Origin of the sequence: Sphingomonas sp. S2-65, from assembly GCF_021513175.1 — a bacterium.
GTDB lineage: Bacteria > Pseudomonadota > Alphaproteobacteria > Sphingomonadales > Sphingomonadaceae > Sphingomonas.
Window position 1 is genome coordinate 3,053,259 of sequence record NZ_CP090953.1, and the last position, 26,232, is coordinate 3,079,490.

At 66.9% G+C, this 26,232-nt stretch carries 19 protein-coding genes; 11 read left to right on the forward strand and 8 right to left on the reverse strand.

Annotated elements, in window-relative coordinates:
- Positions 1-90 precede the first annotated feature (90 nt).
- On the reverse strand, positions 91-795 hold the full coding sequence (locus LZ586_RS14370; protein ID WP_235076964.1) for a phosphatase PAP2 family protein: 705 nt from the start codon (positions 793-795) through the stop codon (positions 91-93).
- Positions 796-968: 173 nt separating this feature from the next.
- Positions 969-3,068, reverse strand: a complete 2,100-nt coding sequence (locus tag LZ586_RS14375) for a TonB-dependent receptor (protein ID WP_235076965.1) — start codon at positions 3,066-3,068, stop codon at positions 969-971.
- A gap of 157 nt (positions 3,069-3,225) precedes the next feature.
- Between LZ586_RS14375 and LZ586_RS14380 the strand changes: the two genes are divergently transcribed.
- The gene (locus tag LZ586_RS14380) at positions 3,226-3,645 is read left to right on the forward strand and encodes a GNAT family N-acetyltransferase (protein ID WP_235076966.1); all 420 of its coding nucleotides are present in this window, start codon (positions 3,226-3,228) and stop codon (positions 3,643-3,645) included.
- 33 nt (positions 3,646-3,678) lie between these two features.
- Here LZ586_RS14380 and LZ586_RS14385 read toward each other — a convergent pair whose 3' ends face one another.
- From LZ586_RS14385 to LZ586_RS14400, 4 genes are all read right to left on the reverse strand, one after another.
- Positions 3,679-4,194, reverse strand: a complete 516-nt coding sequence (locus LZ586_RS14385; RefSeq protein WP_235076967.1) for an energy transducer TonB — start codon at positions 4,192-4,194, stop codon at positions 3,679-3,681.
- Between the two features lie 462 nt (positions 4,195-4,656).
- Positions 4,657-6,984, reverse strand: a complete 2,328-nt coding sequence (locus tag LZ586_RS14390) for a glycoside hydrolase family 127 protein (RefSeq protein ID WP_235076968.1) — start codon at positions 6,982-6,984, stop codon at positions 4,657-4,659.
- 179 nt (positions 6,985-7,163) lie between these two features.
- On the reverse strand, positions 7,164-8,960 hold the full coding sequence (locus LZ586_RS14395) for an IlvD/Edd family dehydratase (RefSeq protein WP_235076969.1): 1,797 nt from the start codon (positions 8,958-8,960) through the stop codon (positions 7,164-7,166).
- Between the two features lie 10 nt (positions 8,961-8,970).
- Positions 8,971-10,110: an aldose epimerase family protein gene (locus LZ586_RS14400; protein WP_235076970.1), complete on the reverse strand. Its 1,140-nt coding sequence runs from the start codon at positions 10,108-10,110 to the stop codon at positions 8,971-8,973.
- 139 nt (positions 10,111-10,249) lie between these two features.
- On the opposite strand from LZ586_RS14400, the gene LZ586_RS14405 reads away from it, so the two are divergent.
- Complete coding sequence (locus tag LZ586_RS14405) at positions 10,250-11,557, forward strand: sugar MFS transporter (RefSeq protein ID WP_235076971.1); 1,308 nt, start codon at positions 10,250-10,252, stop codon at positions 11,555-11,557.
- Between the two features lie 184 nt (positions 11,558-11,741).
- Here the strand turns inward: LZ586_RS14405 and LZ586_RS14410 are convergent, their stop codons facing one another.
- A complete protein-coding gene (locus LZ586_RS14410; protein WP_235076972.1) occupies positions 11,742-12,509 on the reverse strand; it encodes a FadR/GntR family transcriptional regulator in 768 nt (255 codons plus the stop codon).
- A gap of 119 nt (positions 12,510-12,628) precedes the next feature.
- Between LZ586_RS14410 and LZ586_RS18180 the strand changes: the two genes are divergently transcribed.
- From LZ586_RS18180 to LZ586_RS14450, 9 genes are all read left to right on the forward strand, one after another.
- Positions 12,629-12,757 carry a hypothetical protein gene (locus LZ586_RS18180; RefSeq protein WP_261346009.1) on the forward strand — a complete coding sequence of 43 codons (129 nt, stop codon included), beginning with the start codon at positions 12,629-12,631 and terminating at the stop codon, positions 12,755-12,757.
- A gap of 74 nt (positions 12,758-12,831) precedes the next feature.
- Entirely contained in the window at positions 12,832-13,824 is a 993-nt protein-coding gene (gene araD1 / locus LZ586_RS14415) for an AraD1 family protein (protein ID WP_235076973.1), read from the forward strand.
- Entirely contained in the window at positions 13,824-14,750 is a 927-nt protein-coding gene (locus LZ586_RS14420; RefSeq protein WP_235076974.1) for a Gfo/Idh/MocA family protein, read from the forward strand. The genes araD1 and LZ586_RS14420 overlap by 1 nt, the downstream gene beginning before the upstream one ends.
- Before the next feature lie 82 nt (positions 14,751-14,832).
- Positions 14,833-16,416, forward strand: a complete 1,584-nt coding sequence (locus tag LZ586_RS14425) for an alpha-N-arabinofuranosidase (protein ID WP_235076975.1) — start codon at positions 14,833-14,835, stop codon at positions 16,414-16,416.
- A gap of 68 nt (positions 16,417-16,484) precedes the next feature.
- Positions 16,485-17,513 carry an arabinan endo-1,5-alpha-L-arabinosidase gene (locus tag LZ586_RS14430; protein WP_235076976.1) on the forward strand — a complete coding sequence of 343 codons (1,029 nt, stop codon included), beginning with the start codon at positions 16,485-16,487 and terminating at the stop codon, positions 17,511-17,513.
- 7 nt (positions 17,514-17,520) lie between these two features.
- Positions 17,521-18,942, forward strand: a complete 1,422-nt coding sequence (locus LZ586_RS14435) for a glycoside hydrolase family 43 protein (RefSeq protein ID WP_235076977.1) — start codon at positions 17,521-17,523, stop codon at positions 18,940-18,942.
- 2 nt (positions 18,943-18,944) lie between these two features.
- Complete coding sequence (locus LZ586_RS14440) at positions 18,945-20,270, forward strand: glycoside hydrolase family 27 protein (protein WP_235076978.1); 1,326 nt, start codon at positions 18,945-18,947, stop codon at positions 20,268-20,270.
- 166 nt (positions 20,271-20,436) lie between these two features.
- Entirely contained in the window at positions 20,437-23,361 is a 2,925-nt protein-coding gene (locus tag LZ586_RS14445; RefSeq protein WP_235076979.1) for a TonB-dependent receptor, read from the forward strand.
- Positions 23,362-23,472: 111 nt separating this feature from the next.
- Positions 23,473-25,005: a tryptophan halogenase family protein gene (locus LZ586_RS14450; protein WP_235076980.1), complete on the forward strand. Its 1,533-nt coding sequence runs from the start codon at positions 23,473-23,475 to the stop codon at positions 25,003-25,005.
- Here LZ586_RS14450 and LZ586_RS14455 read toward each other — a convergent pair.
- Positions 25,002-26,207, reverse strand: a complete 1,206-nt coding sequence (locus LZ586_RS14455; protein ID WP_235076981.1) for an alginate export family protein — start codon at positions 26,205-26,207, stop codon at positions 25,002-25,004. The genes LZ586_RS14450 and LZ586_RS14455 overlap by 4 nt on opposite strands.
- Positions 26,208-26,232: the final 25 nt, after the last annotated feature.

Consider the following 26,232-nt stretch of genomic DNA (forward strand, 5'->3'; position numbering starts at 1 on the left):
GCTGCCAGGGAAAGCCTTGAAGATCTTGCGCACCGTTTGCGGCCCGGTGGACCCCGGCACAAGGCCGGGGTGATCCGTGAATTTGGCGGCTCACTTTTTTCGGAATAGCGTCAACTCGAGGCGCCACCACAGCATCGCCCAGGCGCTGCCGAACGCCCAGCCGGCCGCCACGTCGCTGGGCCAGTGGACGCCGAGGTAGAGCCGGCTGATGCCGATCGCTGCCACCAGGGTTAGTGCGACGGTGAGCAGATAGGCGCGGGTGCGCCAGCCGCTGACGACGGGGAAGAGCAGGGTGGCGAGGGTCAGATAGACGATCGCGCTGTTGGCGGCGTGGCCGCTGGGGAAGCTGTGCGAGGTTTCCGCCATCAGCCGGTCGATGAGATCGGGGCGGGCGCGGCTGACCAGCGCCTTGATCAGCGTGATGACCCAGGCGCCGAGCGTGGTGGCCGCGACGACGAGCGCAGCGCTGCGGAAGCGGCGCTGGAGCAGCAGGAAGACCGCAGTCAGCGTCACCACCAGGGTGAGTACGGTCGTGCTGCCGAGCGCAGTGATGTCGCGGACCGCCGAAGGGAGCCAGGCGGGACCGATCGGCTGCGCGGGATTCCCCGGCACGCGCATCGCCAGCATGATCGTGCGATCCAGCGACACGGGGCCCTGCGCCAGGCTGCGGCCGAGCCACAGCAGGGCGAGGAGCAGGAGCGCGAAGCCGGCGGCCGCGACGATCGGCCAGGGGACGCGGCGCGACGCTGCGGCTTCGGGGCGGAGCGTTTCAAGTTGTGGCGCAGGCGGAGTCATCGTTGCGCTAACGAACCGATGGCTGGACGGTTGCGTTGGGGGGCTCTTGGCCCTTTTCGTCACCCCGGCCTTGAGCCGGGGTCCCGCTGCCTCTCGTCAGCAGAAGAAGCGGGATCCCGGCTCGAGGCCGGGATGACGGGGGATGGGTCCGGGGAGCCAATCCTCCGTCTGGTTCAGATCTGTACGCGTAGGGTTGCGCGGAGGTCGCGGCCGGCGAGGGGGGCATAGTCCTTGAGGACGCTGGTGTGGCGGCGGGCTTCGACGTCGAAGAGGTTGTTGGCCGATAGCAGCAGCGTGGTGTTGGAGGCGGTGCCCCATGGCTTCCAGGCGACCGAGGCATTGACCAGCGTGAAGCCGCGGGTCGGCGTTTCGAAGGCGGCGATACGCTCCTGCTCGAAATCATGCTCGACTTCGACGCGGGCGTTGAACCGGTCCGACTGCGCCTCGAGACCGCCCATCAGCCGCAGCGGCGGGATGCGCGGCACCGGGCCGCCATCGACGATTTCGGCATGGACATAGTCGGCGAGGGCATCGGCATTGAGCTTGAAGCCGCCGATCTGGCCGAGCCGGAGCGAGCCTTCGGCTTCGAAGCCGTAATAGCGCGCATCGGCCTGATTATACTGGAAGATCGGCAGGCCATCCTCGGCCTGGCCCGTGGGCGCGTCGAAGATATAGTCCGAGAACCAGTTGTAATAGGCCGCGGTCGAGAAGCTCCAGCCTTCGCCGGCGCCCTTCAGCGTCGCCTCGACACCCCAGGCCTTTTCCGTGGTGAAATCGGGGTTGCCGATCTCGAACGCCTGCGTGCCGGCATGCGGGCCGTTGGCGAACAGCTCTTCGGGCGTGGGCGCGCGCTCGCTGCGCGAGGCGTTGACGCCGAGGCGGATGTTGGGTGCCAGCGCATAGCTGGCGCCGAGCGAGCCCGAGAGGCTGTCGAAGCTGCGGGCATAAGCCGGGTTGCCGATATCGGCATCGGCCTGCGCCGTGAGCTGATTATGCTCGTAGCGCAGCGCCGCCTCTGCCTTGAGCGCGCCGAAATCGAGCGACTGGAGCGTGAACGCGCCGAATTGCTGCGCCTCGTTCTTGGGCAGGAACTTCTCCTCGCCGACGACATGCATGTCACGGATCGAGAACTGGCCGCCGATGATGCCGTCCCACGTGTCCGTGGCGCGCTGGACGAGTTCGAGCCGGCCTTCATAGCCCTGGCTGAAGAAGGTCGTGCCGACTTCGCCGGTGTCCTCGATTTCCTGGTGCCGATAGTCGGCGGCGGCGGCGCGCAGGCGGATCTGGCGGAGGAAGCCGTCGCCTGTGTTCACTTCGCCGCGCAGGTCGAAGCGGTCCTGCTTGACGTGGAGGCGTACCTTCTCGGCCTCTACCGCGGGATCGAGCGAATAGCGGACGGGCACGCCGTACAGGCTGTCGAAATGGCTGACCGAGACGCCGAGATTGCCGCGTTCGTCGACGATCGCCGCGCCGCCGGCGACTTCCCACGTCTCGGCAGCGGTATTCGGGACCTTCCCCTTGAGATCGGCGAGTTCCTGGATCTCGGGCACGGCGCTGGCGGCGGCCTGGCGGCGCAATTCGCGGCTCAGCACATGGCCGCCGGTATTCTGGTCGTTGGTCTTGGTATAGCTGCCATCGGCGTGGAGGACGATCTTGCCCGCGGCGGGCACATCGATCGCGCCCGAGACCGACCGCTCATCGGCGGCGCTGCCATAAGTGGCGATGCCGTCGACATGCACCGCTTCCTCCGGAAGCCGGCGCGGGATGCGGCTGTCGATGACGTTGACCACGCCGCCGATCGCCGAGGGGCCGAAGATCAAGGCGGTCGGCCCGCGCAGCACTTCGATCCGATCGGCGGTGAGCGGATTGATGACCGGGGCATGATCGGCCGAGGTGTTCGACACGTCGATGCTGCCGATACCGTCGATCAGCAGCGGCGCGCGTGCGCCGACGAAACCGCGCAGCACCGGGCGCGAGGCATTCGGGCCGAAAGAGGTGGCGGATACGCCGGGCTGTCGGGCAAGCGTCTCGCCGATCGTGGAGCGCATCTCGCGGGTGAGCTCTTCATTGGCGAGCACCGTGACGCCGCCGAGCACATCGGCCGTGGCGCGCGGGCGGGCGCCGGTGACGACGATTTCCTGCGCGGGTTGCTGATGGTCCTGGTCTGCGGGGGCGGTGGCGGGAGCGGTGGTTTCGCTCGGTGCCGGGACTTCGTTGGCGAGCGCGGGGGCAGAGATCAGTGCAGCAGAGGCAAGCAACAGGCTACGCAGCATGAGGATTCCGATTCAACAGGAAGGTTCGACGCCGCGATAATTGCGATGTTATATAGTATCAAGCGCTTTTCGATGGATTGAGCGGGCGGATCCGCCGGCGGTGCCTGTGCCGGTTGGCCGCTATGATCTTGGAGCGGCCGCGTCTACCGTCCGCCCGATGTCGATCCATATCACCATTCCGGGCGCACCGTCCGATTTCGACCGCGAAGCCGTGCTGGCGCCGCTCAGGGCGTATAATCTAAGCCACGCGGGGGACCCACGGGTGGCACCGGTCGCCATCCTGTTGACCGACGCGGAGGGCGCGCATGTCGGCGGGCTGTGGGGAAAGACCGGCTATGACTGGCTGTTCGTGGAATATCTTGCGGTGCCCGAAGCGCATCGCGGGCAGGATCTTGGCACGGCGTTGATGGCGGAGGCGGAGAAGATCGCCCGTGACAGCGGATGTGTGGGCATCTGGCTCGACACCTATGATTTTCAGGGGCCGGGCTTTTACGAAAAGTTGGGGTTCGAGCTGTTCGGCACGCTGGACGATCATCCCGTGGGGCACCAGCGCTTCTTCCTGCGCAAGCGGTTCTGACGGCGGCGGGAGGTTGCTCGCCAGACCGATACGCTATCGCCTCGTTTTGGCTGCCTTGAGGACTTCCGGCACCGGCAGGAAAACAATCGGGGCGAGCACCGGTACGTCCAGCATCTCTCCGTTCCGCAGCACCGGACGGACACGCGCGCCTTGTACCAGCCGAATCGCCGCCGAGCCGAAGCCGCTGTTGCGGCGGTTGATTGCCGCGACCGTGCACCGATAGGGACGTCCCGTCGGCTTGACGTAGCAGGCTAATATGACACGCACCGGCGCATCGAGTTTTCGGTACATCGGTGGCCATTCGCGTTCGAAATCCTTGCGGGTTGGCCTTTCGATCCATTCCGCCCGGGCGTAGCGGGTGCCTCCGCCGCCATCTGCGCCCGAGCCGTCACCATCTCCAGCCCCGTCGCCTGACCCTCGTCCGCGGCCATCGGCGGTGCCGTCGCCGCCAGTACCAAGGCCCGGGAGCGGAACCGCTGCGGCTGGTGCTTGCGGGCTGATGAGCGGAGCGAGAGGGGGTGTGGCGGGGATCGGCGTCGGGTTCGGCATCACCGGCGCTGGGGGCTGACTCGCGGAGCGGCCGCCAGCTGGTGCTGCCGGTCTAGTGGCTTCGGCGAGTCGGAGCGGCGGTTTGACCTTCGCAGACGGAGGCGGCGGCGGTGGAGGTGGAGGAGGGGGTGGCGGTGGTGGCACGTCGAAAAGGTGCATTGGGCTGCGGCCAAGCTGCGGCGAGTTGGCGGGTTGGATCGCGGTGCCGAACAGGAGCAGTGCCAAGGCCGACGTTAGTGCTACTGCGGTCAAGCAGGCGATCAGGCTTCGCTCGCGGCGGGGCAATCCGGAATACTGTGCGTGCGCGGCGATGGTCGCGCGGCGGGAGGATATCGGTGGCGTGTGACGGTTCAACGCGCAGCCCTGCCCATCGGAATCGAAGATCAGGCAAGCAGTGTGACTCGGGTGTCGCGGCCTGGCAAGCGCCTCTCCCGACTTATGTGGAAGGGGAGAGGCGGCGGCTTAGGGTCGCAGAGTCCGGGCTTCATACAGCAGCGTTTCGCCCCGCTCGGCGCGGAGGTTGATCTGGGTTGTGGCGCTTCCCGTCGCCGGCAGGGGGTAGTCGACGGTGACGAACCCCTGCGTCGCCGGGCCGGCGCGGCGTTCGGTAGCCAGCGGCTTGCCGTCGGCCTGGATGGCTGCGACGCGATCAATGTCAGCGCCCCAGTAGGTGACGCGCAGGATCGTGGCGCCGGGTTCACGGGCGAGGCGGAACTGCATCGACTGGCCGGGCAGCAGCTTGCGGCCGCTGCGGCCGTTGAGCTGGAAGGCCTCGCTTTTCGCCGACTGAAAAGCATGGTCGCGCTCGGGCTGCATTTCGCCGAGATAGAAGACGTCGATGGTTTGGCGGGCGAGTTCGGCGCGGGCGGCGGCGTCGGCGACATAGGCGTCGCGCGCCTTAGCCCAGCGTTCGGGGGTGAAGTGCTTGAGATATACAGCGGTGCGGCGGTCGTAGAGCGGGTAGAAAGGCTTGAGTGTGGTTTCGCCGCCAAGCGGGTCGGCGATCCGGTACTGGTGCATGGCCCCGAGGATCGGCTTGGCCTCCTGAATGGGATTGCCCGCGGCGACCAGCGCAGGGCCTACGCCCTCGAACGGGCGGTCGGCCGGGCCGAGATCGGCGGCCAGGACCAGCGGACCGCTGAGGAAGGCAAGGGTGTCGGGATCGCCCGGGATGGCTTCGGTGCGGAGCGTCATCGGCAAAGTGAGGGTAAGGCGGTCGCCGGCCTTCCAGCGGCGCTTGAGGCGGGCATAGCCGGCAGCCGGGGTGAGCGGGATCGGCTTGCCTTTCAGGGTGAGCGTCGCGCCTTGTGCCCAGCCCGGAATCCGCAGCGCCAGTTCCGACGCGGCGCGCGGCGCGTTTTCGATCGAGAGGGTGATCTGGCCATCCATCGGATAGGCGGTGTCCAGCGCCAGCTTCCAGCCGCGCGCGGGCAGGTCCAGCGCCGAGGGGATGAACAGGTTGACGAAGAGCGTGTCGGCCGACTGCCAGTAGATCGAGTCGGCATGCTTGGCGTGGCTCTCCATGCCCGAGCCGACGCAGCACCAGAAGCTTTCCTCGGGCGTCGAATAGGAGCGGCGGCCGCCCGCGGCCATCGGCATGAAATAGACGAACATGCCGGTGTCGGGGCGCTGATGGGCGAGCATGTGGTTGAGCTGGACGCGCTCATAATAGTCGAACAGCGCGGCTTCAGGTGCCCAGCCGTACAGATGCCGGGTGAGCTTGAGCATGTTGTAGCTGTTGCACGCCTCGCAGGTGGTTTCGGCGATCGCGTCGGCGAGGTGGTCGGGTGGTCCAAAATGCTCGCGGTCGCTGTTGCCGCCGATCGCGTAGCTGTGATGCTGCGTCACGGTGGCGTGGAAGAAGCGCGCGGCGGTGGCGTGGGCGGGGTTGCCGGTCAGTTCGTGGAGGCGGGCGAGGCCGATGACTTTGGGGATCTGCGTGTTGGCGTGGAGGCCGGCGAGCTTGTCCTGGCGGGCGGTCAGAGGGTCGAGCACTGCCTTGTGACGAAGGCGCTCGGCGAGGCGCAGCCAGCGCGGGTTGCCGGTGATGGCGTAGGTGTCGGCATAGGCTTCGTTGATGCCGCCATGTTCGGCGCGCAGGATCTGCTGGACCTGATCGTCGGACAGCCCCTCGATGATCGTGCCGAAATAGCCGGCGAGCCCGAGCAGCAAGGGGAGCGCGCGCGGGTTGTTCGCCAGGCGATGGGCATCGATCAGTCCGGCATGGACCTTGTGCCAGGTATAGACCGGCACCCAGCCGCCATTGAGGTCGAAGCCGCCGGTGCGGATGTCGCCGCGGCGGACTTCCTCGAAGACGATCTTGCCGTCGACGGTCTTGCCGCCGCGCTCGACGGTGGTGCCGCCGAGATAGCCGTCGCCCTGCGCGGCCTGGATGCGGGCCATCTCGGCAAGGGCGTGGTCGAGCCTCGCGGCGATCTCGCGGTCGCCGGTGTCGGCGACGACGAGCGAACAGGCCGAGAGCCAATGGCCGAGCGAGTGGCCGGCGATGCCGGCGGCTTCCCAGCCGCCATAGACCGGGGCGGGGGCGGGAAGGCCCGCGGAGGTGTAGAAGTTATGGAGCAGGCGCTCGGGGTCGAGCGAGAGCAGATAGCGGCGGTTCGCCGCGGCGGCGTCGGCGAAGGGCGAGGGTTTCAGTGTGACGTTGCGCGCGGGGACCGGCTCGGCGCGGGTGGCTCGGTCCTGGACCTTGGTCTGGGCCAGCGCGGGGCCGGTCAAGGCGAGGATGCTGGCGCCGGCGAGGAAGTGGCGGCGGGTGGGGGTGAGGGTCATCGGTCCACTCCTGCTTTTATGCGCCGCCTCCATCCTCCCCCGGAGGGGGAGGGGGACCACGCGTTAGCGTGGTGGAGGGGTATTCTCCGCAAGCGACGCCGCTCGTGGATAGCTACCCCTCCGTCAGCCCTACGGGCTGCCACCTCCCCCTCCGGGGGAGGATTTATGCCCTCGCGAGCTTAGTGATTGTCGCGGGGAAGGCCCATGGTCTGGGCGATCTTCTGGTACTTTTCGGCACCTTCGAGGATCGCACCGGTGTTCATCTGGCCGACCACCGCACGCTGGATCTCCTGCCATGGGGTCTGGGACGCCGGGAACTTGTAGCCGCCTTCAGCCTCGAGCTTGGTGCGCCGGGCAGCGAGTTCCTCGTCGGAAATGAGGACGTTCGCCGTTCCCTTGTTCAAGTCGATGCGGACGCGGTCGCCGGTCTGGATCAGCGCGAGGCCGCCCATCGCCGCGGCTTCGGGGCTGGCATTGAGGATCGACGGGCTGCCGCTGGTGCCGGACTGGCGGCCGTCACCGATGCAGGGCAGCGCGTGGACGCCCTCGCGGATCAGATAGGCCGGCGGGCGCATGTTCACGACCTCGGCCGCGCCGGGATAGCCGATCGGGCCGGCGCCGCGCATGAACAGCAGGGTCTGGTCGGTGATGCCGGTCGCGGGATCGTCGATGCGGTGGTGATAGTCCTCGGGACCGTCGAACACGACCGCCGGGCCCTCGAACGCGTCGGGATCTTCCGGGTTGGAGAGATAGCGGTCGCGGAATTCGGGCGAGATCACGCTGGTCTTCATGATCGCCGCGTCGAACAGATTGCCCTTGAGGACGATGAAGCCGGCGTCCTCGATCAGCGGCTGGCCGAAGGGACGGATGACCTTTTCGTCTTCGATCGTCGCGTCGCGGCAATTGTCGCCCATCGACTTGCCGTTCACCGTCAGCGCGCCTTCGTGGATCAGGCCCTGCTGCATCAGCTGGGCAGTGACCGCGGGAACGCCGCCTGCGCGGTAATAATCCTCGCCGAGATATTCGCCGGCGGGCTGGAGGTTGACCAGCAGCGGCACCTTGTGCCCCTTGTCCTGCCAGGTTTCGATCGGCAGCTCGACACCGATATGACGGGCGATCGCGGCCAAGTGGATCGGCGCGTTGGTCGACCCGCCGATCGCCGAGTTGACGACGATCGCGTTCTCGAACGCTTCGCGGGTCAGGATGTCGGAGGGCTTGAGGTCCTCGGCCACCATTTCGACGATGCGCTTGCCGGTGATGTACGACACTTCCTGGCGGTCGCGATACGGCGCGGGGATTGCCGCCGAGCCGGGCAGCGACATGCCGAGCGCCTCGCACAGCGAGTTCATCGTCGTGGCGGTGCCCATGGTGTTGCAATAGCCGGTCGACGGCGCGGACGATGCGACGAGCTTGATGAACTCCTTGTCGTCGATCTCGCCGGCGGCGAGCATCTGGCGCGCCTTCCACACGATGGTGCCCGAACCGGTGCGCTCGCCCTTGTGCCAGCCGTTGAGCATCGGGCCGACCGACAGGGCGATCGCCGGGATGTTCACGGTGGCGGCGGCCATCAGGCAGGCCGGGGTGGTCTTGTCGCAGCCGATGGTCAGCACGACGCCGTCGATCGGGTAGCCGTACAGCAGCTCGACCAGACCCATATAGGCCAGGTTGCGGTCGAGGCCGGCGGTCGGACGCTTGCCGGTTTCCTGGATCGGGTGGACCGGGAATTCGATGGCGATGCCGCCCGCCTCACGGATGCCTTCGCGCACGCGCTCGGCCAGCACCAGGTGATGGCGGTTGCACGGGGACAGGTCGCTGCCGGTCTGGGCGATGCCGATGATCGGCTTGCCCGACTGGAGCTCTTCGAGGCTGAGTCCGAAGTTCAGGTACCGCTCAAGATAAAGCGCGGTCATGTCGATGTTGTCGGGATTGTCGAACCAGGCGCGCGAGCGAAGCTTGGGGGGATTTTGAGCGGTCATGACAGGTCCGTTACTGGGAAACCGAGAGGCGGTAGATCATGACATGCCTATACGGCTTGCCCGGATCAACGCGAGCGGAAACGAATGCCGGCTGATTTGGTGCATCGGGAAACTTCTGCGGTTCCAAGGCGATGCCGTCGCCCATGCGGTACAGGTGGCCGGCCTTGCCGTAGAAGGTGCCGTCGAGGAAATTGCCGGTGTAGAACTGGACGCCGGGCTCGGTGCTGAGCACTTCGAGCACGCGGCCCGAGGCGGGGTCTTCCAGCCGGGCGGCGAGTTCGGGCTTGGCGGTGACGCCCTTGTCGAGCGCGAAATTGTGGTCGTAGCCCTGGCCGTAGCGGATCTGCTGGTCGGTGCCGTCGCGAAGCCCCTCGCCGATGATGCGCGCCTTGCGGAAATCGAACACGCTGCCGGACACCGGGCGAAGCTCGCCGGTAGGGATCAGTGCGGCGTTGACCGGGGTGTAGGCGGTGGCCGGAATGGTGAGCAGATGGCCCATCGCCCCCATTGGCGAGCCTTCGCCGGCCAGGTTGAAGATCGCGTGGTTGGTCATGTTGACCACGGTCGGCTTGGTCGTCGCCGCATCATAGGCGATCTGGAGCGCGCCTTCCTCGTCGAGCGAATAGGTGACCTTCACCTCCAGCGTGCCCGGATAACCCGAGTCGCCGTCGGGGCTGGTGAGGCCGAACACCACGCGGGCGGTGGGGCCGTTGTCGACCGAGAGGATGCGCCACACCTTCTTGTCGAACCCCTGGCCGCCGCCATGGAGCGAGGTGGTCTTGTCGTTCAATGGCAGCTGATACGTCTTGCCGTTCAGCGCGAACTTGCCGCCGGCGATGCGGTTGGCATAGCGCCCGACGGTGACGCCGAAATAGTTCGGGCGATCGACATAGGCGGCGAGGTCGTCATAGCCGAGCACGACGTCGGCGATCTTGCCGGACTTGTCGGGGCCCTTGAACGACTGCAGCGTGGCGCCGTAGCTGAGGATGCGGGCGGAGACGCCGTGCGCGTTGGACAGAGTGACGGCTTCCACGGCGGTGCCGTCCTTGAGCGTGCCCGCCGCTTCGCGCTTTGCTTCCGCGGCGCTGGCCGAATGCGCCGTCAGCATCGCGCCGATCGCGCCCGCAATTGCGAGTCTTGCCTTGCCCATTGCATCTCCTCTCGGGTCGTCGGCGCCGTTGACGCGCCCTTCCCGCGCTATATAGTCTGACAAAAATCGGAATGGAAGCTGGCTGGGAATCCTTGGATAGACCCGCTAGGCCGGCCGCTCCAAGGAGAGAAGGATCGCGATGCCCGCACCCATCAACGCAGCCTCCACGGCGGCAGGGCACCAGCCCGCTGCCGGCGGAAGCTACCGTCCCGCACTGACGCTGCTCGCCAGCCTGTTTTTCATGTGGGGCTTCATCACCGTCATCAACGGAACGCTGCTGCCGCACCTGCGCAGCGTGTTCGAGCTCAGCTATTTCCAGGCCTCGCTGATCGAGAGCGTCTGGTTCATCGCCTATTTCTTCGCGTCGATCCCGTCGGCCAAGCTGATCGAGCGGATCGGCTATCAGAAGTCGCTGGTCACCGGGCTGCTGATCATGGCGGTGGGCGCGCTCGGCATGACGCTGGCGGCGAGCCTGCCGTCTTATGGCGTCACGCTGGTGATGCTGTTCGTGATCGCCAGCGGCATCACGCTGCTCCAGGTCGCGGCCAACCCGTATGTTGCGGTGATCGGCGCGCCGGAGACTGCGTCGTCGCGCCTCAACCTGGTGCAGGCGATGAACTCGGCGGGCACGATGCTCGCGCCGCTGTTCGGCGCCTATCTCATCCTTGGCCGTTCCAAGGGCGGCACCGCGGAGACCGGCACGGTGCTGACTCAGGCCGAGCGCCTGGCGGACGCGCAGTCGGTGATCCTGCCTTATGCGCTGGTGGCCGTGGTGCTGGTGGTGCTGGCGGTGGTCATCGCCCGCTTCCCGCTGCCGGCGATCGGGCTGGCGACCAACCGCGTCGCCAAGGAAGAGCGCAAGAAGCATTCGCTGTTCAAGCATCGCAACCTGATGTTCGGCATGGGCGCGATCTTCATCTACCTGATCGCCGAGATCGGCGTGGGCAACCTCTTCGTGAACTTCGTAAGCCGTCCCGACATCGGCAACATGACCACCGAGCAGGCGGGGCGTTATCTGACGCTGCTGTGGGGCGGCATGATGGTCGGCCGCTTCGTCGGATCCGCGATCATGCAGCGCGTCGCCGCCGAGACGGTGCTGGCGGTGTTCTCGGTCCTTGCCTTCCTGGTCATGATCATCACCGTGTTCACCACCGGCGAAGTTGCGATGTGGTCGCTGATCACCGTGGGGCTGTTCCACTCGATCATGTTCCCGACGATCTTCACGCTGGGCATCAAGGGCCTAGGCCCGCTGACCGAAGAAGGTTCGGGTTTGCTGATCATGGCGATTGCCGGCGGCGCGCTGGTGTTCGTGCAGGGCTGGCTGGCCGATGAGTACGGTCTGCAGCAGTCGTTCCTGCTGACCGCGATCTGCGAGCTGTACATCCTGTTCTATGCGCTGTGGGGGTCCAAGACGACCAATCCGCTGCCGGATCAGCGGCCGGTGTGACCCAAGCGAGCCGTGCTTGCGTGCGGCATTGCCTGTGGAATGAAGCGGGGATCGGCGGTTGCCGGTCCCCGTTTTCGTTTTAGCCCGAGAGATGTTTCGTCGCCCCGGCCTTGAGCCGGGGTCCGCTGGCTTGAACCGGCAGAAGAAGCGGGATCCCGGCTCGAGGCCGGGATGACGAGGACGCCTAGACCTGCATTGCGCTGCGAGTGTCTTCCAGCGCCAGGTCGACCAGGATACGCATCGCCTCGGCCGCGGCGGCGGGTTCGCCTGCGGCGATGGCATCGTACACGCGGACATGGTCGGGGATCGGGTTGCGGGGCAGGGCGCGGGCGCGCTGCTTGAACTGGGTGGTCCAACTGACCGCCGCGCCGATGCTGGCGCTGAGCGCCACCACCGCTTCGTTCCGCGTCGCCTGGAGCAGCGCGTTGTGGAAGTCGCGGTCGGCGGTGCGGCCCGCCTCGGTGGCGAGCGAATGCTTGCGCATCGCGGTGAGCGCGGTCTTCATCGCCTTCAAGTCGTCGCGGTCGCGACGCTCGGCCGCGAGACTCGCGGCGGCAGGCTCGACGATCTTGCGCAGTTCGAACAGGTCGCGGATGAAGTCGATGTCCGGCTCGCCGGTGAACGCCCAGGCGAGCACGTCGGGGTCGAGCAGGTTCCAGCGGCTGCGCGGCAGCACACGGGTGCCCGCCTTGGTCCGGCTTTCCACCATGCCCTTGGCCACCAGCACCTGCACCGCTTCGCGATACGCGCTGCGCGACACGTTCAGGGTTTCGGAAAAGGCGACTTCGCCCTCCAGCCGGTCGCCCGGGGCATATTCGCCCGAGACGATGGCAGCGCCCAGCTTGTGCGCGATGGCCCCGTGCAGGCGCCGGCCGGTGCCGCGCCGCGGGCGGGCCGCATCGGGCTCTTCTTCTTGACGTGCGGGCTCGATGGCCTCTCCGGCAGCTTTCATTCGACCCCGTTCGTGACCGTGGACGCTTTGTTGTTGCAGAACTCTAACAGCCGATCGCGAAGAACGAAAGATTGCCTATGAGGGGCAATCAGAATATGTCCGACTAAAAGGAGAGAGGAATGCCTGTCGACCGTTTACCCGAGGGATATGCGCCGTCGATGCGCGTGATCTCCTGGCCTGCGGCGGGCGTGGCGATGGCCGCTTGCCTGTATCTCCCGCTCATGGGCATCAAGGATGCCGCTCGTTGATAGCGATGTCCCCGCCCGCCCGCGACATACCAGGCGCCCGCGCGCCGCAACATTCTTGAACTGAGGAACGGAAGATGAGCTTACGCCTGTTGCAGCATCGGAGTGCCGACGGCACGCTGTCCGTGGTGGCCGCCCGCGGTGACGCCGCGACGATCGTGCCGGGCGTGGCGAGCGTACGCGCGCTGGCGCTTCGGGCGATCGAGGCCGGACACAGCCTGGCGGACGTCATCGACGCCGCCGGCGAAGGCGCGGCGGTCGATCTGCGGGCCGAGTTCGACGCGGGCAACTTCGTTTCGCCGATCAGCCATGAGGATCCCGCGCACCTGGTGATGACCGGCACCGGCCTGACCCATCTCGGCTCGGCCGAAGGGCGCGACAAGATGCACCGCGAGGCGGCGGCTGCCGAGAAGCAGACCGATTCGATGCGGATGTTCCTGGAAGGCGTGGAGGGCGGCAAGCCGGCAGCGGGCGAGACCGGGCAGCAGCCCGAATGGTTCTACAAGGGCGACGGTTCGCAGCTGGTCGGCCCGGGCGAGCCGCTGGCGATGCCGGCCTTCGCGCAGGATGGCGGCGAGGAGCCGGAACTGGCCGGCATCTATCTGATCGGCCCCGACGGCACGCCGCACCGGCTGGGACTCTGCCTGGCCAACGAGTTCAGCGACCATGTCACCGAGCGGCACAATTATCTGTGGCTGGCGCATTCGAAGTTGCGCCAGGCGGCACTCGGCCCCGAGCTGCTGGTGGGCGAGGCACCCCGCGACGTGCGCGGGGCGAGCCGCATCGTGCGCAACGGCGAGACTTTGTGGGAAAAGCCGTTCCTGTCGGGTGAGGACAATATGTCGCACAGCCTGGCGAACCTCGAGCATCACCACTTCAAATATGCGCTGTTCCGGCGCCCGGGCGACATCCACGTCCACTTCTTCGGCACTGCGACGCTGTCGTTCAGCGACGGCATCCGCACGCAGGAAGGCGACGTGTTCGAGATCGAGGCCAAGCCCTTCACCCTGCCGCTGCGCAACCCACTGGCGCGCGAAGCCGCGCAGAGCGTCGTGGTGAAGGCGCTCTGATGGCGGCCCCGATCAAGATCGCCATCGTCGGCATGGGCAAGATCGCCCATGACCAGCATCTGCCCTCGATCGCGGGCAATGCCGACTTCGAGCTGGCGGCGACCGTGAGTTCGCGCGGTGAGGCCGTCAACGGCCTGCCGCACTTCCGGACGCTGGGCGAGCTGCTCGAAGCCGGGGTCGAAATCGACGCGGTGGCGCTCTGCACTCCGCCGCAGGTCCGCTACGACCTTGCCCGGCAGGCGATTGCTGCGGGCAAGCATGTGTTCCTGGAAAAGCCGCCGGGTGCGACGCTGGCCGAAGTGGCGATGCTCGACGCACAGGCCGAAGCGGCCGGCGTGACGCTGTTCGCAAGCTGGCACTCGCGCTACGCCGCGGGTGTCGAGCCGGCCCGTCAGTGGCTGAGCGGCCGCACGATCACTGCCGCATCGATCGTCTGGCGCGAGGATGTGCGCGTGTGGCATCCCGGGCAGGACTGGATCTGGGAGCCGGGCGGTCTCGGCGTATTCGATCCCGGCATCAACGCGCTGTCGATCGCGACGCACATCCTGCCGGCCTTCTTCCTGCTGGAGGGGCGGCTGTCGCTGCCCGCCAACCGCGCCGCGCCGATCGCCGCCGACCTGCACTTCCGCACCGGCGACGGCACGCCCGTGCATATGGATCTGGACTGGCGCCAGACCGGCCCGCAGAGCTGGGACATCACGGTCGAGACCGATGGCGGCACGCTGAAGCTGGAAAAGGGCGGCGCGGTGCTGACCACGCCGGAGGGCACGCGGACTGCGGAAGACCGCGAATATCCCGGGCTCTACGCGCGCTTCGCCGAGCTGGTGCATGCCGGCACGCGCGATGTCGACACCGCGCCGCTGCGGCTGGTGGCCGACGCGTTCCTGCGCGGGCATCGCCTGGCAGTGGAAGAATTTCACGACTGACCGAACGAGCCGGTTGCTCCTTTTGAGCGGTCGGCTTCTTGCCAAACGGATGCCGGGCAAGCCGGCGAATTGGGAGAGAGAGATGATCCGCACGCTACGCCGCACGGCGATCGCCCTGCTGCTGTCGAGCACACCGCTCGCCGCCACCGCGCAGACCGCGCCCGCTCCTGCGCCGGCACCGGAAGCAGGCACTGCCTCGATCGAAGTGAAGGCCGATCCGGCTGCGCCGACTTATGACCGGCGCATCTTCACGCAGTTTGCCGAGCATCTGGGCAACGGCATTTATGGCGGGCTGTGGGTCGGCAAGAACTCCAAGATCCCGAACACCAATGGCTTCCGCAACGACGTGGTGTCGGCGCTGCGCAACCTGGCGGTGCCGGTGATCCGCTGGCCGGGCGGCTGCTTCGCCGACGAATATCACTGGCGTGAGGGCATCGGCCCGCAGAAGCAGCGCCCGGTGAAGATCAACACCCATTGGGGCGGCGTGACCGAGCCGAACACGGTGGGCACCCACGAATTCTTCGAGCTGCTGCGCCAGGTGAACGCCGAGGCCTATGTCGCCGGCAATGTCGGCAACGGCACTGCGCGCGAAATGGCCGAGTGGGTCGAGTACATGACCTCGCCCGCGGGCACGCTGGCCGACGAACGCGCCAAGAACGGGCACAAGGAGCCGTGGAAGGTTCCCTATTTCGGCGTCGGCAACGAGCTGTGGGGCTGTGGCGGCAACATGCGGCCCGAGTTCGCGGCGGACGAGACCAAGCGCTATGCGACCTTCATCAAGGCACCCGCCGGCACGCGCATCCTGAAGATCGCCGCCGGCGCGAATGTCGACGATTATCGCTGGACCGAGACGATGATGCGCGAGGCGGCCGGGCAGCTCGATGCGCTGTCGCTGCATTACTACACGCTGCCCCAGGGCGGCTGGCCCCCCAAGGCCGACCCGATCAATTTCGACGAGAGCGGCTGGGCCGATGCACTCGCCGGCGCGTGGCGGATGGACGAGCTGGTGACCAAGCACAGCGCGATCATGGACAAATACGATCCGCAGAAACGCGTCTTCCTGGCGGTCGACGAATGGGGCACCTGGTACGCCCAGGATCCGGGCACGCATCCGGGCTTCCTGCGCCAGCAGAACACGCTGCGTGACGCGCTGGTAGCCTCGATCCATCTCGACATCTTCGCCAAGCATGCCGACCGCGTCCGCATGTCGGCGATCGCGCAGATGGTGAACGTGCTCCAGGCGATGATCCTGACCGACGGCAGCAAGATGGTGCTGACGCCGACCTACCACGTGTTCGAAATGTACAAGCCGTGGCAGGACGCCAAGGTGCTGCCGATCACGATCAACGCGCCCTGGTACAACAAGAACCAGTTCGTGATGCCGGCGGTCAGCGGATCGGCGGTGCGCGGCAAGGATGGGCGGGTGCATATCGGCCTGTCCAATCTCGACCCGAACCGGCCCAACACCGTGACGGTGAAGCTGAGCGGCGTGACGGCCGGCAGCGTGTCTGGCCGGGTACTGACCGCGCCGGCGATCAACACGCACAACACGTTCGACGCGCCCGACGCGGTCAAGCCGGTGCCGTTCAACGGCGCGCAGGTGAGCGGCGACACGCTGAGTGTCACGCTGCCGGCCAAGTCGGTGGTGGTGCTCGACCTGCAATAAGATGCGGCGGCGCCCAGGCGAATGGGCCGGGCGCCGCTTGCCCGTTTTACGCTCCGGAGAGGTTTCGAATGAAGTTGCTTGGCCTATTGTCCGCCGCTGCCGTGCTGGCGCTGAGCTGTGCGGCCCCCGCGCAGCAGGCTGCGCCGGGCGGTGCCACGCTCAATTCGCGGCTTACCGGCGATCTGGTGGCGACGCATGATCCGGTGATCGCGCGCGATGGCGATACCTATTACGTGTTCTCGACCGGGCATGGCGAGCGTCTGGTGGAGACCAGGAGCTCCAAGGATTTGGTGCATTGGACCGCGGGTGCGCCGGTGTTCACCAAGATGCCCGATTGGGCGCCCAAGGCGGTGCCGGGTACCGGGGGCATGTGGGCGCCCGATATCAGCTTCGTGAACGGGCGCTGGCGGCTCTATTATTCGGTGTCGACCTTTGGATCGAACCGTTCGGCGATCGGGATGGCGACCAATGCCACGCTCGACCCCAAGTCGCCCAACTTTGCGTGGCGCGACGAGGGGCTGGTGGTGCAGTCGATGCCGTCGGACGATTTCAACGCGATCGACCCGAACTTCGTGGCCGATGCGCAGGGGCGGCACTGGCTGTCGCTCGGCAGCTTCTGGACGGGCATCAAGCTGTTCGAGCTGGACCGCCGGACCGGCAAGCCGCTGAAGCCCGGAGCAAAGCCCTATTCGATCGCGCGCCGCCCGGCGCCTGCGGGCGGGCCGGCGCCGGTGGAGGCGCCGTTCATCGTGCCGCATGGCGGCTTCTACTATCTGCTCGTGTCCTATGACTATTGCTGCAAGGGCGTGAACAGCACCTATTACACCGTGGTCGGCCGGTCGAAGGCGATCACCGGGCCGTATGTCGGCAAGGACGGCAGCAAGCTGATGGAAGGCGGGGGCAGCATCTTCCTGCGTGCCGACCTGCAGGAGCAGCAGCGCTTCCGCGGCCCCGGCCATGCCGGCTGGCTGCACGACAAGGATGGCCAGGATTACGTGGTCTACCACGCCTATGACAAGGAAGCGCGCGGCGCGCCGACGCTGCGCATCGCCCCGGTCCGCTGGGGCGCCGACGGCTGGCCGATCGCCGAATATTGAGGAGAATATGATGATCGACGTGAACCGCCGCCTGTTCCTGGCCGGCACCGCCGGCACCGCGGTCGCCGCGCAGGCGCAGGCAACTGGGCTGGCACAGCCGGGCGCCGCTGCCGCCGCGCCCGTGCCGGTCAACCCGCTGGTGCGCAACCGCGCCGATGCCCAGGTGTTTCGCCACACCGATGGCTGGTATTATCTGACCGGGTCGGTGCCCGAATATGACCGGCTGGTGCTGCGCCGCTCGCGCACGATCGCCGGGCTGGCCACCGCGCCGGAGCGCGTGCTGTGGCGGCACGAGAAGAGCGGGCCGATGTCGGGCTTCATCTGGGCACCCGAGCTGCACCTGATCGACGGCAAGTGGATCATGTATTTCGCGGCGGGCCCGAGCGGCGGCGGCGAGGACGTGTTCCGCATCCGCACCTACGCCGTGGTGTGCGACGGGCGCGATCCGATGACGGGCAAGTGGCGCGTGCTCGGCAAGTTCCAGTCGCCGTTCGACGGCTTCAATCTCGACTCCACCAGCTTCGTGCACCGTGGGGTCCGCTATTTCTGCTGGGCGGAGCGCGAGCCGGGGATCGAGACCAACTCGAACCTGTATCTCGCGCCGATGAAGACGCCGCTGACGCTGGCGGCCAAGCCCGCGCGGCTGACGGTGCCGACGCTCGACTGGGAAGTCCGCGGCTTCAAGGTCGCCGAGGCGCCCGCGGTGCTGGCGCGCAACGGGCGGCTGTTCCTGACCTATTCGGCGAGCGCGACCGATGCGCGCTACTGCCTGGGCATGCTCACCTGCCGCGACGATGCAGACATCATGAACCCCGCCAATTGGACCAAGTCGCCCGAGCCGGTGTTCGTCACCTCCCGGGTGACCAACGTCTATGGGCCCGGGCACAACAGCTTCACCGTCGACGAGCAGGGCCGCGACGTGCTGGTCTATCACGGCCGCGACTATGAGGCGATCAAGGGCGATCCGCTGTTCGACCCGAACCGCCACACCCGCGTGCAGCGGATCTATTACCGCGACGATGGCACGCCCGACTTCGGCATTCCGGTGGGTAACGGGCCCGTGCCCGACCGCTTCAGCCCGGTGAATGCCGGCGGGCAGTTCTTGCGGCATCAGGGTAGCCGCGTGCTGGCCGGCAAGGGCGACATCGCGTCGAGCCAGTTCCGTTCGGTGCCGCGTCCGGGTGGCGCAGTGGTGCTGGTGCCGATCGACGCGCCCGACCGTGCGCTGACCGCCGGCAGCGATGGCGCGGTGTCGTTGGGCCCGGTGGGGCAGGCGACCACCTTCCTTCGCCAGAACGTCGGCAAGGACGAGGTGCGCTTTGCCGCGGCCGGGCGCCGCGGGCAGTATCTGCTGCACCGCGCGGGCACGGTGATGGTCGGCATGCAGGACCGAGCTTGGCCGCCCAGCACCAACTTCCGGGTCAGCTGAGCATGGTGAATCGCCGCGAGATGCTGACCGGCAGCGTTGCCGGAGCCGCGCTCGCGGCGCGCGTGCGACCTGCCGTCGCGCAGCCTGCACCACTGGCACCGACGCCGCCGATGGGGTGGAACAGCTGGAACAGCTTCGCCACCACGATCACCGAGGCGCAGGCGCTGGAAACCGCGGCGATCCAGGCGGCGAGGCTGCTGCCCTCGGGCTACGACATCTTCACCATCGACATCCAATGGTATGAGCCCGAGGCCAAGAGCTACACCTACAATGCCAAGCCGCAGCCGGCGATGGACGGCTATGGCCGGTTGCTGCCCGCTCCGAACCGCTTCCCCTCAGCCGCGGGCGGCAAGGGGTTCGCGCCGATAGCGGTGAAGGTGCATGCGTTGGGGCTGCGCTTCGGCATCCACCTGATGCGCGGCATCCCGCGGCTGGCGGTGGAGCGCAACCTGCCGGTGCTGGGCACCAAATTGCGGGCGCGAGACATCGCCGACACGAACAGCATTTGTCCGTGGAACCCCGATATGTACGGGGTCGATATGCGCAGGCCGGGCGCACAGGCGTATTACGACAGCGTGTTCGCGTTGTATGCGAGCTGGGGCGTCGACTTCGTCAAGATGGACGATATGAGCCGGCCTTATGACGCGCATGCCCCCGAGATCGAGGCGGCGCACCGTGCGATCGAGCGCGCCGGACGACCGATGCTGCTGAGCCTGTCGCCCGGCGAGACGCCGGTGGCGCGTGCCGATCATGTCCGCCGCTTCGCGCAGATGTGGCGAGTCAGCGACGACTTCTGGGACGAGTGGCCGCTGCTCGAGGCGCAGTTCACGCGGCTGGAGAATTGGGCGCAGCATGCCGGCCCCGGCGCGTGGCCCGATGCCGACATGCTGCCGCTGGGGCGGCTGGCGCTGGGGGAGCGCGACACCAAGTTTACGCCCGACGAGCAGCGCACGCTGATGAACCTATGGTCGATCGCGCGATCGCCGTTGATCATGGGCGGCGACTTGCGGCACCTCGATGCGCCGACGCTGGCGCTGCTGACCAATCCCGAAGTGCTGGCAGTGAACCAGCGCAGTTCCGAAAACCGGCCGCACTTCGTGGCGGACGGGTTGCGGGTGTGGACGGCGCGGGCCGAGCAGGGGCGCTATCTGGCGGTGTTCAACACGAGCGGAAAGGCGGCGCAAACCAGCGTGCCGCTGGCGACGCTGGGTTTCCCATCACGGGTTCAGGTGCGCGATCTCTGGGCGCGGCGGGACATGGCTCCTGTCCAGACCACCATGCCCGTCAAGCTCGCGCCTCACGCGTCGCTGCTCTACCGGTTGATTTAGCAGACAATAAGACAAAGTGCCGACCGCGCCCGTCGCCGATCCGCCATGCTTTTTGGCAGATCGACAAGGGGGGAGTGCGAATTGCGCTTGCATTGCCGCGTCACGATGCAGTAATTTTACTCCTACTAATAGAGCGGCGAGGAGCCGCCTCTGGATGGAGAGGGATATGGCTTTCAAGCCCGCATTTCTGTGCACCGCGTCCGTTGCTTCGCTGATCCTCGCGACTGCCATGCCCGCCGCGGCGCAGACGGTGGACCAAGCCGGCACGCCAGGTGCTGACACCGCTGCAGACGCTGCGCAGGATCAGACCGCCTCGGAAGAAGAGATCGTCGTCACCGGCGTACGCGGATCGATCGTCGGCGCGCTCAACGTGCGCCGCGACTCCGTGCAGATCGTCGACTCGGTGGTCGCCGAGGACGTCGGCAAATTGCCTGACAATAACGTCGTGGAAGCGCTGCAGCGCGTCACGGGCATCCAGGTGACCGACCGTGCCGGCGGCGAGGCGGCCGTGGTGACGATCCGCGGCCTTCCCGACGCGCTGACGACCCTCAACGGTCGCAACATCTTCACCGCTGCGGGCACTTCGTTCGCGCTGCAGGACGTGTCCGCGAACCTGGTCAAGCAAGTCGACGTCTACAAGACGCGCGCCGCCGACCAGATCGAGAGCGGGCTTGCCGGCCAGATCGACATCAAGACCCGCCGTCCGCTCGATTTCGACGGCTTCGCGATCTCGGGCCTCGCCCGCGGGATCTACAGCGAACAGGCCGACAAGATTAATCCCAATGTCGCGCTGCTGGTCAGCGACCGCTGGAGCACCGGGATCGGCGATATCGGGCTGCTGATAAACGGCAGCTATTCGCGCTACGAATACCGCAACCAGAACGTCCAGTCGGGCGCGCTGGTACCTTTCCTGACTGCCGATGGTCCGCGTCCGGCGGTCACTGCGACCGAAACCTGCCCCGGCGTGAATCCGCCCCCTGCCTTTGTTGGTTTGGAGCGCCTGTTCCCAACCGATTGCCGCGTGACGACCCCCGCCAATCGCTTCGGCTCAACTTGGACGCCAGGCCTCGATCGCGGCCTCTCCACCGAAGCCGGCTCGACGCTCAACATCAATGGCGCCGAAATCCCCTATTACTTGTCGCGCGATGCGGTGATCAGTTCGGACCTGTACGGCAAACGCGAGCGGCCGTCGGTCAACGCGGCGCTGCAATGGGCGCCCAACAGCAGCTCGATCTACACCGCCGAGTTCTTCTACAGCGGCTTCCGCGGAAACACGTCCAACAACCTGTTGTTCACCTTCGCCGACTGGTGGGGCAATCTCGGCCCCAACCCCGCCTCAACCTTCGAGCTGTATGACGGCACCAACATCATCAAGTCGCGCCGCGCCGGGGCGGTGGCCGGCTTCAACAGTGCCGATTATGCCACCAACAAGACCGACAGCTATGTCTATGCGCTCAACGGCACCTGGGACGTCGGCACCGGCGGCAAGATCAGCGCGGACGTCACCTATCAGGACAGCACCAACGAAACCGCGTTCTTCGCAATCCGCACCAACCGCGGTCCGCTCGATCTGGACGTCGATTTCAACGCCGGCGGTGGCATCCCGGCCTACAGCTTCGGCAATCCCGGCGTCCTGACCGATCCCACTGCCTGGACGCTGGGCGAGCTGTACGACAGCGGCACCCGCGGTACGGGCAATGCGATCACTGCGATGCTGGACGGCGAGCAGAAGTGGGACGACGGCTTCCTGCGCCGCATCAAGCTGGGCTTCCGCTACGACAATCGCGAAGCGTCTACCTTCGTGCGGGATCAGGGCGGTGCGCCGCTGGGAACGAACCTCTCCGCGCTCGGCGAGGACGCGATCTTCACCAACTCGAACTTCTTCGATGGCCGCGCCGACGTGCCGGCCAGCTGGGTCCTCCCCGACGCGGCGGCGCTCTACGGGGACGCCGACGCGCTGCGGACGCGCTACCGCGCGGTGAGTCCGAACCTGCTGCTGTCCGACCAGCTCGAGTTCACCCGCGTATTCGACATCAACGAGATCAACACCGCGGCCTATGCCCTGGCCGATGGCGAAATCTCGCTGTTCGGGCGTCCGCTCCAGCTGCAGGCCGGCGTGCGCTTCGTCGCGATCGACACCGACTATACCTATTATGACCGCAGCAACGGTGCGCGGACGCGCGTGTCGACCGGATCGTCCAAGTTCCTGCCGAGCGTCACCGCGCGCTACGAGCTGACGAACAATCTGCGCCTGCGCTTCAACTATGGCGAGACGCTGCGCCGCCCGGCGTTCGGCGATCTCAACCCGAACTACACGCTGACCGGCGATCTTTCGAACGTCGGCTTCGGCACCGGTTCGGCGGGTACCGCCACGCTGCGGCCGACGCAGTCGAAGAACTACGATCTCGCGCTGGAATGGTATTTCGAGCGCAACAGCGCGATCTACGTGACGGGCTTCCGCCGCGAGATCGACGGGCTGGTCGTGCCGCTGACGATCCGCGAGGTTCTGCCGAACAACTATCTGACCAACAATTATACCGAGATCTTCAACATCACCCGTCCGATCAACGCCTCCAATGGCGTGCTGAAAGGCGTGGAGATCGGGGTTACCTACTTCCCGAGCTACCTGCCCGGGCCGCTCGACGGCCTCGGCTTTACGGGCAGCGCGACGATCCTCGATTCCACCCAGACGATCCCGATCACCGATGCGAACGGAGCCATCACCGGGGAAAGCAACTCCTCGTTCTTCGCGGTCTCGAAATTCTCGTACAACGCCACGCTGGCATACGACAACGGCCCGATCGGAGCCCGGCTGTCGTACATCTGGCGCAAGGGCTTCCTCAACAACAACGAAGCCCGCGCCTTCGCAAACCCGATCGGCATGTGGCGCAAGCCCGAGAGCAGCCTGGACTTCCAGCTGACCTGGAACGTCACCAAGGATATCGGCGTCACCTTCGACGCAGTGAACCTCACCAAATCGAAGCAGCAGAACTATTACCAGTTCGGCGATGTCGGCGGGGCGGAGCAGTTCAATTCCAGCACGCTGCTGCTCGATCGCACCTTCGCGCTGGGAGTGCGCTTCTCGATGTGATCGGAAGAACCGCCGCTGGAGCCTGTCTCCGGCGGCGGTCATTCGGATCGAGCGCCGGCTGCGGTGTGATGCCGGTTCCCGTGCGCGGCGTCCTGGACTAGAGTCGCGGCGATGTCGGGAAAGCGCGGAATCGTCATAGTCGGGGGAGGTACGGCAGGCTGGCTGGCCGCCGCCTATCTGGCACGCGTGTTCGACGGCCGCGTCGCGGTCACGCTGCTCGAATCCAGCGAGATCGGCATCATCGGCGTAGGCGAGGGGGCGTTCCCGACGATCCGGTCGACGCTGCAGTTCCTGGGCATCGACGAGAGCCGGTTCATCCGCGCCGCATCGGCGACGTTCAAGCAGGGCATCCGGTTCGACGACTGGCTCCACGCGGCCACGCCGGAGGGGGAGCGCCACCGGTATCTCCACCCGTTCGAGGCGCCGTTCTACACCGAGGGGACCAGCCTGGTGCCGTACTGGCTGCTCCAGGACCACGCGACTCGACCGCCCTTCGCCGACGCGATGACGATCCAGAACCGAGTCGCCGAGGCGCAACGGGCGCCCAAGCGGCCTGGGGAGGGCGATTATGCCGGGCCGCTCAACTATGCCTATCATTTCGACGCCGCGCGGCTCGCCGAGGTGCTGCGCGCCCGCGCCGTCGAGCTCGGTGTCCGGCACCTGGAAGGCAAGCTCACGCGCGTCGACCAGGCGGAGGACGGCAGCATCGCCCGCGTCCACACCGCCGAACATGGCGCGCTGGAGGGCGATCTCTACCTGGACTGCTCGGGTTTCCGCGCCGAGCTGATCGGCAAGACGCTGGGCACGCGGCTGAAGTCGGTCAAGCACCAGCTGTTCACCGAACGCGCGCTCGCCTGCAAGCTACCCTATGGAAGCCCCGACGCCCCGATCGAAAGCTTCACCGTCGCCACTGCGCACCCGGCAGGGTGGACCTGGGACATCGGCCTGCAAGGCGCGCGCGGGATCGGCTGCGTCTATTCGTCGGCGCACATGGACGATGCCGAGGCCGCCGAGATCCTGCGCGGCTATATCGGCCATGACGATTATTCGGCGCGGATCATCCCGTTCGAGCCCGGCTACCGCGAGACGCAGTGGGTGAAGAACTGCGTCGCAGTGGGGCTCGCGGGCGGGTTCCTGGAGCCGCTGGAATCCACCGGTATCGTGTTGATCGAGGCGGCGGTGGCGATGATCGCCGACTTCTATCCGCATCACGGGCGGGCCGACGCGTCGGCCCGGCGGTTCAATCAATTGATGACCGCGCGCTACGAGACGATCATCAACTTCCTGAAGCTGCATTACTGCCTCAGCCGCCGCGACGAACCCTTTTGGCGCGACAATCGCAACACGGCGTCGATTCCAGAGGCGTTGCAGGCGCTGCTGGAGGCGTGGCGCCATCGCCCGCCCAGCCGCTTCGACTTCCTCGTCGACCTCGAAAGCTTCGCGTTCTTCAATTACCAGTACATCCTGTACGGCATGGACTTCCGCACGGACCTGTCCGGCGCGCGTGCGGATTTCCCCGACATGGCCGGTGCGGAGAAGCTGTTCGCGCGCATCCGAAGCTTCGGCGCGCGCGCGACCGAGGACCTGCCGACTCACCGCGCGCTGATCCGGCAGATCAACGAAGGCGCGTCATTGGGCGCCTAGAGGTTCCAGTCCAGCTGGAGCCAGAACTTGTCGGTATCGGTGGCAAAGGCGTCCGCCTTGTAATGCGCGTAGCGCGCGGACAGCGCGTAGTGGCCGCGCTTTACGCCGGCCAGCAGGTCCAGTTCGTCGCCGTAATGCTGGTCGAGCCGGTCGCTGTCGAACTGGTGCCAGACGGCGGTGAGCGTGACTGCGTCGAACGGCCCGGCCTGCTTCCAGCTATAGCCGAGCGTGCCGTACAGGTCCCGCAGCCCGTTGGGCGGCGTCGTCGCGAACTTGCTGGCCCAGCCGTTGAACTTGAAGGCGGAGGCGAGGGGCGTCTGTACGCTGGTGAGCGCCACGCCGCGATCGGCACCGAGCACTTCATAGCCGGCAGTGGCGGTCAGCGCATGCGCGGTCAGGCTGGCTTCGCCCAGCCAATAAGTCGCGGCATAGTCGTTGGGATTGCGGTGCCAGTCGCTCTGGCGCGCCAGGCTGGCGGCATAGCCGAGCTTCATGTCGCGGCCGATCGGCGTGCTGCCGGCGAAGCGGACGCCATAGGTCTGGTTGGACAGCCGGAAGCCCTGCACCGCGGCCTCGTCCTGGTCGATGAGATAGGCGAAGCCGGTGAGGGTGCCGATGCGTGTGCCGTAATTGACCAGTGCGAAGAGATTGTCGCCGCCAATGTCGCTAGGGCGCGCGCCGGCACCGTTGCGCCCGTTCACCGTGCGCACGTTCCAGCTATAGGTCACGTCGGTGCTGAGCCCCTGCAGCTTGCCGAGCTGGACCCGGGCCGCGTCGAAGGTCTGCTCGCTCTGGCGCCAGGGCGCGGTGCCGACGAAGCGTTCGTCGGCCAGCGCGACCCGCTGGCGGCCGGCGGTGAAGGCGGTGGCGTCGCCGGCGTAGCGAAGCTGAGCGCGGTTGAGCTCCAGATTCTCGGGGTCGGCGACCAGCGGGTAGGCGGTCTTGCCGTTGGTCCCGTCATTGTAGGAGCGGGTGAGCGCGACCACCGCCTCGCCTTCGACCAAGGCAGACCAGCGGTCGAGTGTGGCAGTAACGCTCGGGCGCACGCGGAGCGTCACTGCGTCGGCGTCGCGTGGCAGCCCGGCCTGATCGGCATGCTCGTAGCGCAGCCGCACCTCGGCACCGGGGGTGAATTTCACATCCTGGGCATGCGCGGGGGCGCAGGCCAGCAGCCCGGCGGCGCAGGCGATTGCAGTCTTCATGATCGGTCGTCCGAGAAAAGCGCGC